Genomic DNA, 15446 nt, shown 5'->3' with positions numbered 1-15446 from the left:
GGTTTCACGACCGCACCTGCTTCAGCGCGTCCATGCGCAGGCGATAGCTTCGCAGCAGGCAAGCCTTGTCGCTGCACAGATTGCGCGAACCGCGCAGCCAGTCCCGTTGATCCGCACGCAGGCGCGCCTTGTTCGCTGAGGCGCTCAGCTTCTGCTCGTAGAGCCCCGCCAGCGCCTGGTCGGCACTGGCCAGTTCCGCATCGCCGCAAATCAGCTGGGCCGGAACGGAAATAAGCTGGCTGCAGGCAAAACTGCGCATCAGGGCAGGTTTTGACTCGCTCCGCGTTTCGAGCAGCCCGGCCTTGCACAGCCCTTGCAGCGACCTGCAAGCGACATTGCGGTGGATCCACGCCATGTCTTGCGCGCCGTATTGCTCGACGAACTGGTTGATGGCGGCGTGGCTGACCCCGCGCTGCATGGCGTTTGCCGCGATGACCTCGTTGCAGAGCGAGTCCTCCGTGACGGTCTTCCCATTGCGCCGGTAGCAACTGTGGAAGCCCAGCTTCCCCGTGCCCACGACGCTGCGGCGTTCGCCGGAAGCGAACAGGATCGACGCGCAAGCGGACGCGCACCTGGCGTTGTCCGGAACGGCGGTATAGACGCGCACCTTGTCCATGGCATCGACCATCCGGAACGCGGCTTCGACATTGCCACCGGGGCTGTTCAGGACCAGCGGCACGAGTCCTTCGCCGTCGCGGCCTGCCATGCGGGCGGCCGCGAGGAACCGGTCCGCGTCGCCGTCCTGGATCTTTCCTTCGCCGATGATCATCTTCAGGTCCAGTTGCGGCTGGTGATAGATCCTGAACTCCATCGCCATCGCTCCACCCGGAAATAGCAGCGCCGCGACACCCAGCGCCCCGAACCACGGCCGGCTTGCAAGCCAGATCCCCACGCCCTTTGCCGCCGGGTGCCCGGTGCTGCGCATAAACGTCTCCTTGCCGCGAAGGTTGAACGCATAACCATGACCGGCTGCCTTGAAAAGCCGGGCCCTACGCAGAACTTTGATCCAGATCAGAGAGAGGCGCGGGCGGAAGCACATAGTGTTCGGCATGAGGCTTCGATATGACGTGACCTCAAAGGCGTCAAAACTTAACCGATGGAGCCCGCCATGGCCACCCCGTTTTCCACCTGGCATGAAGACCATGTCCATTTCGCCCAACTGCTGGACCTCCTGGAAAGCCAGGTCATCCTGTTCAATCGGGGAGAGCGGCCGAACTACAGCCTGATGGCGTCGATTATCCATTACATGCGGCATTTCGGTGATCGTGTGCACCATCCGCGCGAGGATATCGCCTACGCCCGTCTGGTCGAGCGCGATCCCGACATGGAGATCATGGTCAACCGACTCCAGCAAGAGCATCGTGTCATCGCGAACGTCGGCGAGACGCTGGTGGACCGCCTGAACGAGGCCGAGAGCGACATGATCAGTTCGCGCGCGGCCCTTGAGGCGGCCGCGGCCATGTACCTGGTGTACTACCGCAACCATCTTTCTTCCGAGGAACGGCACGTCATGCCGCGCACGGCCCGGTTGCTGACGGCCGCGGACTGGAAAGCCGTTGACGAGGCCGTTCCGGCCAGCGCGGACCCGCTCTTTGGCGCGGATGTGCACCAGCGCTTCGTGGTCCTGCGCGCGCAGATCGAAAGCGAGGAGCGCGCGGGGTCCAGTCCGGGCTGAAACTACGAACTCCCCAGGTCCTTCGGCCAGAACGTGATCCGGATCTCGGGCGGCGCGGCACCGCTTTCGTCGCGGGGCAACGGGTCGGAAAGCGACACGGCGCGCAGCACGGCGTTGTCCCACGCGGCATTGCCGCTCGACCTGGCAAGCCTGGCGGACAGGATCGAGCCGTCGGGTGCCATGCGCACCGCCACGACGGCCGCCGGATTGCCGTCGACCTCTTCGCTGAACAGGATGTTTGGCTTGACCCGCTGCCGGACTCGCTCGGCATAGCCGGACGATGCCTTTCCGGACCTGCCGGTACCGTTGTTCGGTTCGGCGCCCCCGGCCTGCGCGCGCAAGCGCGACAGTTCGCTGGCGCGTTCGGCGTTGCTGGCCTGGCGCTGCGCTTCCATTGCATTGTGCTGTGCTTCGCGTTGCGCGGCCTTGCGGGCGGCCTCGGCGCGGGCCTGCGCTTCGTGCTGCGCCTTCTGTTCATCACGCGCCGCACGCTCCTTGCGCGCTTTCTCCTGCAGCGAGATATCGGCGCTTTGCTGTTCCACCGGCTTCGCGGCCGGAGCCGGCTTGACCGGGGGCTCCGCGGGCATGTTCGGGACCGCCTCGGGGACCGCGTCCCACAGTTCGGCGGATACCCCTTCCGGCACCGCGTTGTGCCAATGCACGCCGTAGTACAGCAGTGCGCCAAGCAGCACGTGCATGAACAATGCCGCCAGGAAACAAGGCAGGGAGCCCCGTTCCTGGACGGGCTGGAAGGGAAGGACGCCGCTCTGCATGGATCACCTGCCTCGCCGCTTTTTCGCTGTCGGATTGGCAACCATCTCGTACGATGCGACGTGCACCCCAGGCGGGTCAAGCTTCGCTACACTCGACGAAGCAGGACAGGCCCGAAGGGCCGCACTTCTTGACACATGTCCATTCTATGAAGTGCGGCGCAGGAGCGGAAAGATTCCGGACGGCCGCGCCAGAAATCAGGCGGGCAGCATGCCCGCCGGTAATGCGCGACGGACCCGATGTGCCTAGGAAGGATCCTTCGTGCGCGTACGAGAAACGGCGGCCATGATGCCAAGGCCGAGGATGACCAGGCAGGCAATGCCGATGTACACGGGCGCCAGGCCCGCGATCGACAGCCCCCAGGCGATTCCGCCAACCAGTACCAACAGTCCGATCAGGAAGAGCGCGAATGACATAACTATCTCCGGCAGTGAATCGGCTAAAGTCAATGTAGTTGCCGGTGCCCCGACGCAGCATCGGCGGGAGGCGCAAAGGTGCGTAGGCGGGTTCTGACTCCAGACGTGCCGCAACCACCACGACGCAAGTCGGGGCGGGACCGTGCTTCCCCTGGCATGCCCTATGCTGGTTCGCCCACTGTTAGCGGCCGGAGCCCCGGCAAATCATCGCCAGAAGGCTCCCCGCCTTGTCAAAACGATACGGTCATGTCTACGCGCGGCGGCAATCTGTGGAAGCGGTTCCTGGACATCGCCAAGCCATACTGGCTGTCCCGGGAGAAATGGAAGGCATGGGCACTGTTGTCGGTGCTGGTGTGCCTGCTGCTTGGGCAAACCTGGACCAATGTGCGATTCAACGAGCAGACCGGCGAGTTCGCCTCGGCGCTCGCCGCCGGCGATGCGGACCGCTTCTGGTATGCCATCCAGGTCTTCATCTACGTGCTGGTCGCCGCCGTCCCGGTCTACGCGTTTTATTACTACACGCGCAACCGCCTGTTCATGCACTGGCGCTCCTGGATGACGCACCAATACCTGGACAAATATTTCGGTGGCTGCGCGTTCTACACGCTTAATGCCAGCACCGCCATCGACAACCCGGACCAGCGCATCTCGGAGGACATCAGCACCTTCACGCAGCAGTCCCTGTACTTCCTGCTGCTGATGCTGGGCTCGGTGCTGCAGCTGGTGGCGTTCAGCGAGGTGCTGTGGTCGATCTCGCGCGAGCTGGTGGTGTTCCTGGTGCTCTATGCGGTCTGCGGCACGGTGGTCTCGGTGATGTGCTTTGGCAAGGTACTGATCGGCCTGAACTTCTACCAGCTCAAGCGCGAGGCCGACTTCCGCTTCAGCCTGATCCGGGTGCGCGAGCATGCGGAGTCGATTACCTTCCATCGCGGCGAGCAGCATGAATCCGATCACGTGCGCGGCCGGTTCCAGCATGTGTTCGCCAACTACAACCGGCTGAACCGCTGGCAGCTGAACCTCTACCTGTTCCAGTACGCCTATGCGTTCCTGACGCTAATGCTGCCCAGCGTCATCGTCGCCAACCGCGTGCTGGACGGCGAACTCGAAGTCGGCAGCGCAATCCAGGCCGCGGGCGCCTTCACGGCCGTGCTGGCCGCGCTGACAGTGATCGTCGACAACTTCGAGAGCCTGAGCCGTTTCGTGGCGGGCCTGGACCGGCTGGCCACGTTTGCGTCGTCACTGGCGCACACGCGCGTGCTGCGGCGCAAACCGGGCAGCCAGATCGAGCGCCGCCGGGGCGACACCTTGTCGGTCGAGCACCTGACCCTGCATACGCCCGATTACGGCCGTACCCTGCTGAAAGACCTGACCGTGACGGTAGCCGCGGGGCAGAGCCTGCTGATCGTCGGGCCCAGCGGCGGCGGCAAGAGTTCGCTGATGCGGGCCGTCAACGGCCTGTGGAATTGCGGCAGCGGCCGCATCGTACATCCCGGGCCCGGGCAGATGCTGATCCTGCCCCAGCATCCGTACATGGCGGTCGGCAACCTGCGCTGCCAGTTGCTGTACCCGCGCCACGAGGAGCGCCACATCGCGGACAGCGAGCTGTTGAAGCTGCTCGAGATGGTCAACCTGCCCGACCTGGCCGGGCGCGTTGGCGGACTGGATGCGGAACTCGACTGGAGCAAGGTCCTGTCGCTCGGCGAGCAGCAACGCCTGGCGTTCGCGCGCCTGCTGCTGGCGCGTCCGCGCTACGCGCTGCTCGATGAAGCCACCAGCGCGCTGGACGTCGACAACGAAGCCCGGCTCTACAGCCATCTCGCCAGCGGTCCCACCACGATCGTCAGCATCAGCCACCGCCCCACCCTGCTCAAGTATCACGTCCAGGTGCTGGAACTGCGCGGCAATGGCGACTGGCAGCTGCAGCCCGCGCACGACTACCGCTTCGCCTGGTAGGTCCGCCCGCGCAGGTGGCATTGGCCGCGCGCGTGGCGCATCCGTCACCGCCAGCACACATTGGGGTTTTCCGGCAAAATGCGCACTCGCGCTGCGCCGGAGCGCGCTGGCAGCACGAGGCAGGACGCAGATCCCGCCCGCCAGCGGGCAGCGACTGGACCAACAAGATCTCGCGCTCCCCCATGACGGCTCCTCACGGCACCTCCGATTCCCTTTCCGCGCCCTCGTCCGGCAACACCTTCTCAGCCTCTCGAAGCCGCCGTGCCCTGCTCGCGCTCGGCGTGGGCAGCTTCGGCATCGGCACCGGCGAATTCGTGATCATGGGCCTGTTGCCCGACGCCGCGCGCGATCTTGCCATCTCGATCCCGCAGGCCGGCCACCTGATCAGCGCCTATGCGCTGGGCGTCGTGATCGGCGCCCCGCTGCTGGCCGTGCTGGGCGCGCGCTGGCCGCGGCGCAACCTGCTGATCGCGCTGATGGCGGCCTTTGCCATCGGCAATTTCGCCAGCGCGGCCGCGCCCGCCTATGCCTCCATGCTGATGGCGCGGCTGCTGACCGGTTTTCCGCATGGCACCTACTTCGGCGTGGCGGCGCTGGTCGCGGCCGGACTGGTGCCCCGCGAGCGCCGCGCCCAGGCGGTGGGCCTGGTCATGCTCGGGCTGACCGTCGCGACGCTGGTGGGCGTGCCGATTGCCGCGGCCGTCGGCGCCTGGCTCGGTTGGCGTGCCGCCTTCGTGATCGTGGGCACCATCGGCGTGCTCACCGTGTGGCTGGTGTGGCGCTGGGTGCCATTCGTCCCGGCTGACCGGTCCGCCAGCCCGCTGCGCGAACTCACGGCGCTGCGGCGCAAGCAGGTATGGCTGACGCTGGGCATCGGCGCCATCGGCTTCGGCGGCATGTTCGCCGTCTTCAGCTACATCAAGCCCACCATGCTCGAAGTGGCCCAGCTGCCGCCGGGCGCCATTCCGGTGGTCCTTGCGCTATTCGGCTCGGGCATGGTGGCCGGCAATCTTGCCGGCGCCTGGCTGGCGGACAAGGCCCTGACGCCGGCCATCGGCGGTGTGCTGGTGTGGTCCGCGCTGGTGCTGGGCGCGTTCACGCTGACCGCGCCGTATCCGTGGCTGGCATCGGCCAATGTGCTGCTGATCGGCACGGTCGTGGCGCTCGGACCAGCGCTGCAGATCCGCCTGATGGACGTGGCCGGCGACGCGCAGACGCTGGCCGCCGCGCTCAACCACTCGGCCTTCAACCTGGCCAATGCGCTGGGTGCGTGGCTAGGCGGCGTGAGCATCGCCGCGGGCCTGGGCTGGACTTCCACCGGCTGGGTCGGCGCGCTGCTGGCAGTGGGCGGGCTGGCCGTGTTTGCGTGGTCGGTGCTGGCCATGCAGCGCGGCGGCATGACGGTGCCGCAGGCGTCCTGATCGTGCCATCGCGCGCCCCGGACATCCTGACGTCCTTCTTCTGGCGTGGCGACGCCCTCGGAAGCCGGAGCGTGAGCGATATCGTGCTGTCCGGCACCCTCGACATACCGGCGCCGCCGCCGCGGCTGCTAGGGGATTGGGCACGGGAAATCTCGCGCCACCTGACGCTGGACGCGGGCGATGTCGAAGTCATGCCGCTTGCCCGCGCGCGGGCACGCTGGCCCGAATACGCGCACTGCGTGCAGGCGGTGTCCGACTGGACGGAGCAGCTTGGGCTGCCCGGCGTACTGGCCGCCAGCGACGTTGCCCTGATGGTTTGCCGCGGCGCCAGGTATCACCATGACGGCGAGCAGTATGGCGGCGCGGCCTTCTGCAATCTCTTCCTGAGCGAGGACAAGGGGCAGGACGTACATTTCCCGTCACTGGACCTGCGCATCCCGCTGCGCCGCGGCACGGCGCTGGTCTTCGACACCTGCCAGCCGCATGGCGTGATCCGGCGCGGCAGCACGGGCTTTGACGAGGCCGACTTCCCGGACGGGCAGGACTGCACCCAGTTGTTCCTGACGTGGGAGCTTCCCGTCGAGGACCTCCGCGTTGCGCGCGCGCTCGACATCGCCTTCGATATCGCCCCGTCGACGGCGGCAACAGTGCGCGAAGAGCAAGTCTGGCTCCATGGCGAACGCGTCGGCGTCCGCCCGGAGTGCGGTCAGTGGCACCCGGCGGACTAGGCAAGCCGGACATTCAACAAAAGCCTTGCGGCCCTGGCAGGAGGCCGGCCCTCCCGCTCAGAACTGGATCGACGCGTGCCCGATGCCATCGAACTCGACCGTCACCAGGTCGCCGGCCGCGGCGGGCAGGATCCCCACCCATGTTCCGGTCGTGACCACCGTCCCGGCCTCCACACGCTCCCCATGGCGCGTAGCGTGGCGCAGCCAGGCCGCGAGCCCGTAGGCCGGATCGCCCAGCGCATGGGTGCCTTTGCGCTGGAAGCTTTGCGCGCCGATCCGGACATGGCAGTGTTGCGCGGACCAGTCGATCGGGGCGTAAGGACGCCACGCGCCGAGTACGAGCGCGCCATGCGCCTGCAGGTCGGCAAGCTTCAGCAATGACGGCGCATCGGTGTATTGCTGCCAGCGCGAATCCACGACTTCGATGGACACCGCCATGCCGTCCACGAAGCTGGCCGCGCTGTCGCTGTCGAATGCGGCGGCGTCTTCCGCGCTGACCGGGCGGCCGAGACGCAGGGCGATCTCGGCCTCGATGCCGCGCCAGTTGAAATGCCGGTTGCCCGCGTTGGCCGGGCTGGTCCAGACGCCGTCGGCGGGCAGTTGCGCATGCGTCAACCGCGCCTCCCGCGAAGGCCCGCCTGACTTCCAGTAACCGGGGCCGTCGGCATGCCAGCCCAGCGATGCGGCCACTGCCGACTGCACGGCATAGGCGTCCTCCGGGCTAGCCAGCGCCGTGGCGAAGGCCTGGGCGTCGGCGCAGCGCTGGTCGCGCCGCGCCTGGATCAGGGTCTGGGCGACTGCATCGATCTGGGTTGCATTCATGCCAGGGAGTACTCCTTGATGGAAAGGGATTAAGGAAAGGGATTAAGGAAAACAATGGCCGCTCAGTCGCGGCCCAGCGCGCGCAGGATGGCGCCGCACGCCGCCGGAACGGGCCCGATCACCGGAATGGCGAACTGCTCGCCCAGCGCCTGCGCCGCGCGGCCGAGCGGTCCGCCGCCGATGACCACGGCGCGTGCGCCGTCGAGCTCCACGCAGGCCTGCACGGCGGCCGCCAGCGCGGCTTCCAGTGCCGCGGGGTCCTGGCCGAGCCGCCAGGGATCGCCCGGCGTCAGGCGCACGCCGCTAAAGGCCGCTTCCAGCCCCAACTGCCGGACCTTGCCTTCGATCGACGCGGCCAGCGCCGGCGTGGTCGTGGCGATGCCGAAGCGGCCATGCTGCGCCGCCTCGCGCATGGCCGCCTCGCCGATGCCAACCACCGGCACCGCCAGCCGGCGCCGCAGCAACGCGGCGCCGGGATCGCCAAAGGCAGCCACGATGACACCACAGGCGTCGCCTGCGTCCAGCGTGCCAACCACGTCCGCGGCCGTGTGCAGGTCGGCTTCGCCCACGATCATGGGCACCCCGCTTGGCGCGGTCAGGCCACGGACTTCGGCCCGTCCGTCGAGACTCGCACGCGCAATCTCCAGCATCATCTGCGTGGTCGCCTGCGACGTATTCGGGTTGATCAGCAGGATATGGGGCATTTCATCGAGGGGTTCAGGATTGGCCGGCGCTGGCGGTACGCGTGTCGACGGCCAGCTGCGGCTCGTCTTCGGCCTCGGGCTCGCCCATCGGCCTGCCAAACGTCTCCGGCGCGAACTGTACGCTCACGGCGAACACCGCGTACATAGCGGCCAGCATGCTGAACATGCCGCCCACGCCGTAGGTTTCAAACACGCGCCCGCTCACCAGCGGCGTCAGCGCGCCAGCCAGTGTACCGAGCGCCAGGATCAGCGAGGTGCCGAAGGCGCGGACGTCGGTCGGATACTGCTCCGGCGCGAAGATCCAGATCGAGGTATTCAGCAGCACCACGCAGAACGTGAAGCAGGCCCCGAACAGCAGCACCAGCCCTACGTTGAAAGTCAGGAAGCCGAAGCTGAGACCCGCAGCGCACGCCAGCCCGGCGCCCATGGTCAGCACGCGCTTGCGTGGAAAGTGATAGCCGCAATACGAAGCCGCCAGCGCGCCGAACAGGCTGCCGCTTTGCATCACCATCGTGAACAGCAAACTCTTGGAGATGGTGTAGCCCTGCGACATCAGGATGGTGGGCATCAGCGTCAGCACGGAGATCTGCGCGCCATAGGTCATCGACACCGCGATACCGAGCGCGATCGTGCGCCGGCCCAACCGGCCCTGGAACACGTCGCGCAGCCGCACACGCGCCCGGTGCGAGTCGTCCCGGACGGCTTCCTTGATGTATTGCGTCGGCTCGCCGCGCAGCTTTCCCAGCCGCCCGGAGGCAAGGCCGGAGAGCACGACGTTCGCCTCATCGACACGCCCCTTGGACAGCAGGAAGCGCGGCGTCTCCGGGATGAAGCGGCGGTAGAACACGACGAAGATGGCCGGCGCCACCAGGCAGCCAAACAGCCAGCGCCAGCTGTCCGGTCCCGGGAACAGCGCGAACACAGCCAGACCGAAGGCAGGCGCCAGCATATTGCCCAGCCCGCCGCTGCCCACGCTGACCATGCCGACCGCGGTGCCACGGAAGCGCGTGGAGCACAACTCGGCAAGGATAGTCACGGCGACCGAGATTTCACCACCGAGCCCGATGCCGACAATGAACCGGCCCGCCGCCAGCACCGTGTAGTTCGGCGCCAGCGCGCAGATGATCGCGCCCAGCGTGAACAGCAGCAGGTTCACGTTCAGCATCGTGCGACGGCCGTAGCTGTCCGCGATATAGCCGGACGCCACGCGCCCCAGCGCGGCCGCGCTGAAGGTCAGCGTATTGAGAAAGCCGATATGCGCGACCGATATGCCCCATTGCTCGCGCAGGATGGGGCCGACCAGGCCCACGGCGTTCTGCTCGAAGACATCGAACATCACGCCCAGCATGATCAGGAAGATGATTTTCTTGTGTGCGGCGGTAACGCCGATGCCATCCATTGCCCGGTCGAGTTCGTGCTGCTGGGGGGAACGCGACGATTGAACATTCACTTCTGCGCCCATGTTGTCTCCTCCTCGAATTGAGGTCAGTCACGGTGTATCCGCAAACCTGTTGCCGGCATCGTTGGCCGGTCTTGGCAGAGCAGCAAAGAAAGTGCGCCTGCGGCGCCGCGGTATCCGCGTTATGTCAGCGCCGGCACGCAGTCAGGTGGCCGTCGTGCGCCGATGGCCTGCTCGGCCGCATAGGCCAGTCGCAAAAGCACGCTTTCGGAGAACGGCCGGCCGAAGAACTCCAGCCCGACCGGAACGCCATGCGGCGCATTGGCGTCCGGCTCGGAAAAGCCCCCCGGTATGACGATGGCCGGGAAGCCCGTGGCCGAGGCCAGCACGCCATTGCGCTCGGCCTGGGCCTCGCCCACGGGCGCGACCAGGCGGCGCTGGTGCGGAAACGCCAGCGCATCGAGACGGTGCATCGCCATCAGTCCGAGGATGCGATCGCGCACGGCTTGCTGGCGCTGCAGACGCTCGCGGTACTCGCTCTCGTTGCCTGCCAGCGCCACGGCGTTCTTCAGCGTGCCGGCGACGCCGGGATGCACGGTCCCGCAAGCGATCATGTCTGCCGTCGAGCGGACCGGCACGGCGGACGGCACTTTGGCGAGGTAGGCGTCCAGATCGGCCCGCATTTCGTACAGGTGCACCAGCGTGTCGGCCAGCAGCGTGTCGGGATGGATCGGCTCGTCGATCTCGACCAGTTCGGCGCCGCGGGCCTCTATGGTGGCCAGCGCGCGTTGCATGACGGCATTGACCGCGCCATGCTCCGCCCCATCGCCAAAGAAAGAGCGCAGCACGCCGATGCGTGCGCCTTTGAGGCCATCGCGGTCAAGCCCATCGGTGTAGCTTCGCGGGAGATGCGCAGTCGCCTGTCTGGTCACCGGGTCGGCCGGATCGTGGCCGGCAATGACGTCGAGCAGCAGCGCGGCATCGGCCACGGTGCGCGTGAGCGGACCGATGGTGTCCTGCGTCAGCCCGCACGGGACCAGTCCGCTGCGGCTGACCAACCCCATGGTCGGGCGCAGGCCGACAAGGTTGTTCGCCGACGCCGGCGAGCGGACCGAGTTGATGCCATCCGTGCCGATGCCCAGCAGCCCGAAGCTGGCCGCGATGGCGGCGCCTGTGCCGCCGCTGGAGCCACCGGGCGTGCGCGTCAGGTCATAGGGGTTCAGGGTCTGCCCGCCCAGCGTGCTGACGGTCTCGCCGCCCGAGGCCAGCTCGTGCAGGTTGGTCTTGGCCAGCACGATGGCGCCGGCCTCGCGCAGGCGGCGCACGATAAAGGCATCCTCCCGCGCCAGGTTGCCCTGCAGGCAACGCGCGCCCGCCGTCGTCTCGACGCCGGCGCATTCGATGTTGTCCTTGATCAGCACGGGGATGCCATGCAAAGGCGCAAGCGGCGCCGACGGGCTTGCCGCGGCCTGCGCATCGAGCTGCTCGGCTTCCGCCAGCGCCTGCGGATTGAGCTGCAGCACGCTGTGGATGCGCGGGCCGCGCTTGTCATAGGCCGTAATCCGGTCCAGATAGCCCTGCACCAGCTGGCGCGCGGTGAGCCGGCCTTCGCGCATGGCGGCATGCACGCCGGACACGGTGGCCTCCATGACGCTGGTGCCGGATTCGAGGTTGGATTCCATGTTTGCTTTCCTTGCACCCGACGCGCAGGCGCCGGGTGGTTGAGTCGTTGGGGAGCGGCATGCCGCCCCCCTGATGCGCTACCGGTTGACCAGCTTTGCCGGCAAGGTCCAGATAAGAAATGCGCCGAGAATAAGCATGCCCGCGATCATGTAGTACGCGCTGCTGCTGCTCTGGGTCAGGTCACGGAGATACCCGATCATGTAGCCGCTGGTAAAGCCGGCCAGGTTGCCGATCGAGTTGCTCATGGCGATCGCCGTGGCCGCTGCCGCGCCGCTGAGGAACGCCGTGGGCAGTGACCAGAACAGCGGCGAACAGGTCAGGATGCCGGCCGCGGCAATCGACAGGAACACCAGCGAGAGCGCCGTGCTGTGCATGATCCAGGGCAGCGCCAGGAAACCGATGGCGCCCATCATGCACGGCACGATCAGGTGCCAGCGCCGTTCGCGGTGCTTGTCGGCGCTCTTGGCGAAGAAGTACATGGTGATGATCGCCGCAATATACGGGATCGCGCTGAGCAGCCCGATCTGTATCGGGTCGGAGACGCCTGTCGACTTGATGAACGTCGGCAGCCACAGCGTGATGCCGTACTGGCCGGTGACGTAGCAGAAGCAGATCAGGCTGATCAGCCAGACACGCGGGTCGGTGAAGACATTGCCTACGCGCGCCACGGGCCCCGCCGCCTTGTTGTCCTCCGCCTTGGCCCGTTCGAGCACCTGCTTCTCGTCGTCACTGAGCCATTTGGCCTTGGCGATGGAGCTGTCCAGGTACCAGAAGCACGTCAGGCCGAGCAGCACCGCGGGCACGGCTTCGATGAAGAACATCCACTGCCACCCCGCCCAGCCCGCGATGCCGCCCATGCTGCCCATCAGGAAGCCGGACAGCGGGTTGCCGATGATGCCCGACAGCGGCGAGCCCATGCAGTAGATCGCCATGATCTTGGCGCGGCGGTGCGAAGGGTACCAGCACGTCAGGTAGTACACGATGCCGGGCGTAAAGCCCGCTTCCGCCAGGCCCAGCAGGAAACGCAGGGTATAGAAGGCGGTCGGTGTCTCCACGAACACGAAGCATGCCGACAGCAAACCCCAGGTGACCATGATGCGGCCGATCCAGACCTTGGCGCCGAAGCGGTGTAGCGCCAGGTTGCTGGGGATTTCGAAGAGAAAATATCCGATGAAGAAAATGCCGGCGCCAAGGCCGTAGACGGTTTCGCTGAAGCCAAGGTCCTGCGACATCTGGAGCTTGGCAAAGCCGACGTTGACTCGGTCGAGATAGGCAATCAGGAAGCAAAGCATGAGGAACGGCACGAGGCGCCAGCTTACCTTGCGATAAACGGCGTCTTCGTACGAACTCACCTTTGCCCCGGCCTGCAGGGTAGTTTCCACAGCGTCTCCTTTTGCATTGTCAGGTACGTCAGTGCTGCTGCGCCGATCCTGATTCGATCAGTGCTGTGTGGAACAAGCCTGTACCGCCGGAGCCGGCGACCGCGCGCGTGCCGACCTGCTGGCGACCGGCTCGCTGCAAGGCCCTCCCCGGCCTTGCGATGCGAACCGGTGCGCGCCGCGGCCTCCTGCCCCGGCGGCCCGCGTCAGGCGGCGGCCCTCAGAGGCAAGGGGCACGCGTGGGCGGCGAGATAGTCCATGGCCGCGGCAACGCCGCTGGCGGCCAGCGGAACGCCCGACAGCTTCAACCCCATCTCGCAGCCGGACAGCGTGGCCATGAGCGTGAGATCGTTGCAGTCGCCGAGATGGCCGATGCGGAACATGCGGCCCTTCATCTTGCCCAGCGCCGCGCCGAGCGACATGTTGAAGCGGTCATAGATGATCCGGCGCACGGCGTCCGCGTCGATGCCGTCGGGCATCATCACGCCGGTCAGTACCGGGCTGTAGACCGACGGGTCCGCGCACTGGATCTCCAGCCCCCACGCGCGCACCGCGCGCCGGCAGGCTTCCGCCAGGCGCTGGTGGCGCGCGAAGACGTTGTCGAGTCCCTCTTCCAGGATCATGTCCAGCGCTTCCGACAGGCCATAGAGCAGGTTCGTGCTCGGCGTGTACGGCCAGTAGCCGGTCTGGTTCATGGCGATGATTTCTTCCCAGTCCCAGAAGCTGCGCGGCAGGCGCGCCGTCTTGGCGACTTCGATGGCCTTGGGCGAAACGGCGTTGAAGCTGATGCCCGGCGGCAGCATCAGACCCTTCTGCGAGCCCGAGACCGTCACGTCCACGCCCCACTCGTCATGGCGATAGTCGGCCGAGGCCAGCCCTGAGATCGTGTCGACCATCAGCAGGGCCGGATGCCCCGCCGCGTCGATGGCCTTGCGCACGGCGGCGATATCGGACGTGACGCCGGTCGAGGTCTCGTTGTGCACCACGCACACGGCCTTGATGGCATGACCGCTGTCCTGGCGCAGGCGCGCCTCGATCATGTCTGCCTGCACGCCGCGTCGCCAGCCCTCGATGCCCGGCAGACCGAGGAATTCCGGGCGCAGGCCGAGCTTCTCGGCCATCTTCTTCCAGAGCGTCGCGAAGTGGCCGGTCTCGAACATGAGCACGGTATCGCCCGGGCTCAGCGTATTGGACAGCGCGGCTTCCCAGGCGCCCGTCCCGGAAGCCGGATAGATCACGACCGGCTGCTCCGTCTTGAAGATCTGGCGGATGCCGGCCAGCACCTTCAGCCCCAGCGCCCCGAACTCGGGACCGCGGTGGTCAATGGTCGGGTAGCTGATGGCGCGCAGGATGCGGTCCGGCACCGGGCTCGGTCCGGGGATCTGCAGGAAATGACGGCCAGCGGGATGGAAGTCCAGTTTCAGCATTTACTCCTCCTGTTGAATTTTGCATTCAAAATACTTTAGCAGGCGGAGCCGATAAAGAAAGGGGGCGGCAACAACAAAAATGCGCAGTGTTTACCCCGATCCATCAAGGACTTGCGTCTTGTCGGCAGTGTGCTAGGCGTCTGATAGAATCGCGAGGAAACCGACCCTCGTTGGACTTTGCATGCAAGATCCCATTTCTTCCAGCGAAACTTCGTTCGCGTCCGTGCTCCCCAAGGTTGAGCGGCAGCGCCTGCATGACACCGTGGTGGGCCACCTGCGCAACTTCATCGTGGAGGGCGTGCTGAAGGCCGGCACCAAGCTCAACGAGCGCGAGCTGTGCGAAACGCTTGGCATTTCGCGCACCCCGCTGCGCGAGGCGTTCAAGGTGCTGGCGGCCGAAGGGCTGATCGACATCTCGCCTAATCGCGGCGCCACGGTCGCCAGCCTCTCTGCGACGGAGATCCTGGATACGTTCGAGCTGATGAGCGGCCTGGAAGCGATGTCGGGTGAACTGGCCTGCGAACGCATCACGCCGGTGGATCTTGCGGAGATCAAGGCCCTGCACTACGCCATGCTGGCGTGCCGCGCGCAGGACGACCTGTCGGGCTATTACCAATACAACCGCCAAATCCACGACCGCATCAACCTGGCCGCGCGCAACAGCGCGCTGCGCCAGACCTACCTGGCCGTGAATCGCAGGCTGCAGGCCTTGCGGTTCCGTTCGAACTTCCAGAAATCGAAGTGGGACAGCGCGATCCACGACCACGACGAGATGCTGGTGGCGCTGGAAGCGCGCGACGGCAAGCGCCTGGCAGCAATCCTGCGCCAGCATCTGCTCGACAAGCGCGACGCGGTGCTGAACCTGCAGGCGGCCGAGGCGGAAGCGGCGGACGCGGCCTCAGCGGGATCCCGCGACTGAGATTCAGCGCCGCCGGCCAAGCATGCCCGAGCCCGTCAGGCTACGCCATCCGACGATGAAGGGGATGTTGCGGGTCAAGTAGGTCACCGCAACCCCGTTCGCCGAACGGACCGTCCGCGGTCAGTCCTCGCCCCGGCGCCAACCGGGCG

14 protein-coding genes are annotated in these 15446 nt (G+C 66.6%); 5 read left to right on the top strand and 9 right to left on the bottom strand.

Features of this window, described 5'->3' with window-relative positions; genetic code table 11:
* Window positions 1-4: 4 nt before the first annotated feature.
* Complete coding sequence (locus AC3FKG_RS12950) at window positions 5-1150, bottom strand: hypothetical protein (protein WP_488743273.1); 1146 nt, start codon at window positions 1148-1150, stop codon at window positions 5-7.
* On the opposite strand from AC3FKG_RS12950, the gene AC3FKG_RS12945 reads away from it, so the two are divergent.
* The gene (locus AC3FKG_RS12945; protein WP_483713920.1) at window positions 1109-1675 is read left to right on the top strand and encodes a hemerythrin domain-containing protein; all 567 of its coding nucleotides are present in this window, start codon (window positions 1109-1111) and stop codon (window positions 1673-1675) included. The genes AC3FKG_RS12950 and AC3FKG_RS12945 overlap by 42 nt on opposite strands.
* Window positions 1676-1677: 2 nt before the next feature.
* Here the strand turns inward: AC3FKG_RS12945 and tolA are convergent, their stop codons facing one another.
* Together tolA and AC3FKG_RS12935 are read right to left on the bottom strand one after the other, a co-directional pair.
* On the bottom strand, window positions 1678-2448 hold the full coding sequence (gene tolA, locus AC3FKG_RS12940; RefSeq protein WP_483713919.1) for a cell envelope integrity protein TolA: 771 nt from the start codon (window positions 2446-2448) through the stop codon (window positions 1678-1680).
* Window positions 2449-2691: 243 nt separating this feature from the next.
* Complete coding sequence (locus AC3FKG_RS12935) at window positions 2692-2862, bottom strand: hypothetical protein (RefSeq protein WP_211949625.1); 171 nt, start codon at window positions 2860-2862, stop codon at window positions 2692-2694.
* A 246-nt stretch (window positions 2863-3108) separates the two neighbouring features.
* Here AC3FKG_RS12935 and AC3FKG_RS12930 point away from each other — a divergent pair, with 246 nt between their 5' ends.
* The 3 genes from AC3FKG_RS12930 (at window position 3109) to AC3FKG_RS12920 (ending at window position 6964) form a co-directional block, all read left to right on the top strand.
* Entirely contained in the window at window positions 3109-4815 is a 1707-nt protein-coding gene (locus AC3FKG_RS12930; protein ID WP_488743272.1) for an ABC transporter ATP-binding protein/permease, read from the top strand.
* Window positions 4816-4997: 182 nt separating this feature from the next.
* Window positions 4998-6236, top strand: a complete 1239-nt coding sequence (locus tag AC3FKG_RS12925) for an MFS transporter (RefSeq protein ID WP_488743271.1) — start codon at window positions 4998-5000, stop codon at window positions 6234-6236.
* A 2-nt stretch (window positions 6237-6238) separates the two neighbouring features.
* A complete protein-coding gene (locus AC3FKG_RS12920) occupies window positions 6239-6964 on the top strand; it encodes a hypothetical protein (RefSeq protein ID WP_488743270.1) in 726 nt (241 codons plus the stop codon).
* A 57-nt stretch (window positions 6965-7021) separates the two neighbouring features.
* On the opposite strand, the gene AC3FKG_RS12915 is transcribed toward AC3FKG_RS12920, so the two are convergent.
* The 6 genes from AC3FKG_RS12915 to AC3FKG_RS12890 form a co-directional block, all read right to left on the bottom strand.
* Entirely contained in the window at window positions 7022-7786 is a 765-nt protein-coding gene (locus AC3FKG_RS12915; protein ID WP_488743269.1) for a fumarylacetoacetate hydrolase family protein, read from the bottom strand.
* Window positions 7787-7848: 62 nt separating this feature from the next.
* The gene (locus AC3FKG_RS12910; protein ID WP_483713914.1) at window positions 7849-8490 is read right to left on the bottom strand and encodes an aspartate/glutamate racemase family protein; all 642 of its coding nucleotides are present in this window, start codon (window positions 8488-8490) and stop codon (window positions 7849-7851) included.
* A 13-nt stretch (window positions 8491-8503) separates the two neighbouring features.
* The gene (locus AC3FKG_RS12905; RefSeq protein ID WP_488743268.1) at window positions 8504-9952 is read right to left on the bottom strand and encodes an MFS transporter; all 1449 of its coding nucleotides are present in this window, start codon (window positions 9950-9952) and stop codon (window positions 8504-8506) included.
* A 119-nt stretch (window positions 9953-10071) separates the two neighbouring features.
* Window positions 10072-11571: an amidase family protein gene (locus AC3FKG_RS12900; protein WP_488743267.1), complete on the bottom strand. Its 1500-nt coding sequence runs from the start codon at window positions 11569-11571 to the stop codon at window positions 10072-10074.
* Between the two features lie 78 nt (window positions 11572-11649).
* The gene (locus tag AC3FKG_RS12895) at window positions 11650-12954 is read right to left on the bottom strand and encodes an MFS transporter (protein ID WP_483733974.1); all 1305 of its coding nucleotides are present in this window, start codon (window positions 12952-12954) and stop codon (window positions 11650-11652) included.
* Between the two features lie 203 nt (window positions 12955-13157).
* Complete coding sequence (locus AC3FKG_RS12890; RefSeq protein WP_488743266.1) at window positions 13158-14378, bottom strand: pyridoxal-phosphate-dependent aminotransferase family protein; 1221 nt, start codon at window positions 14376-14378, stop codon at window positions 13158-13160.
* 181 nt (window positions 14379-14559) lie between these two features.
* Here AC3FKG_RS12890 and AC3FKG_RS12885 point away from each other — a divergent pair, with 181 nt between their 5' ends.
* The gene (locus AC3FKG_RS12885; protein WP_488743265.1) at window positions 14560-15297 is read left to right on the top strand and encodes a GntR family transcriptional regulator; all 738 of its coding nucleotides are present in this window, start codon (window positions 14560-14562) and stop codon (window positions 15295-15297) included.
* Window positions 15298-15446: the final 149 nt, after the last annotated feature.

It is taken from the genome of Cupriavidus sp. 22TCCZM04-2 (assembly GCF_057798895.1).
The sequence above is the reverse complement of the archived record's forward strand: the minus strand, read 5'-3'. Positions and strand labels throughout refer to the sequence as shown.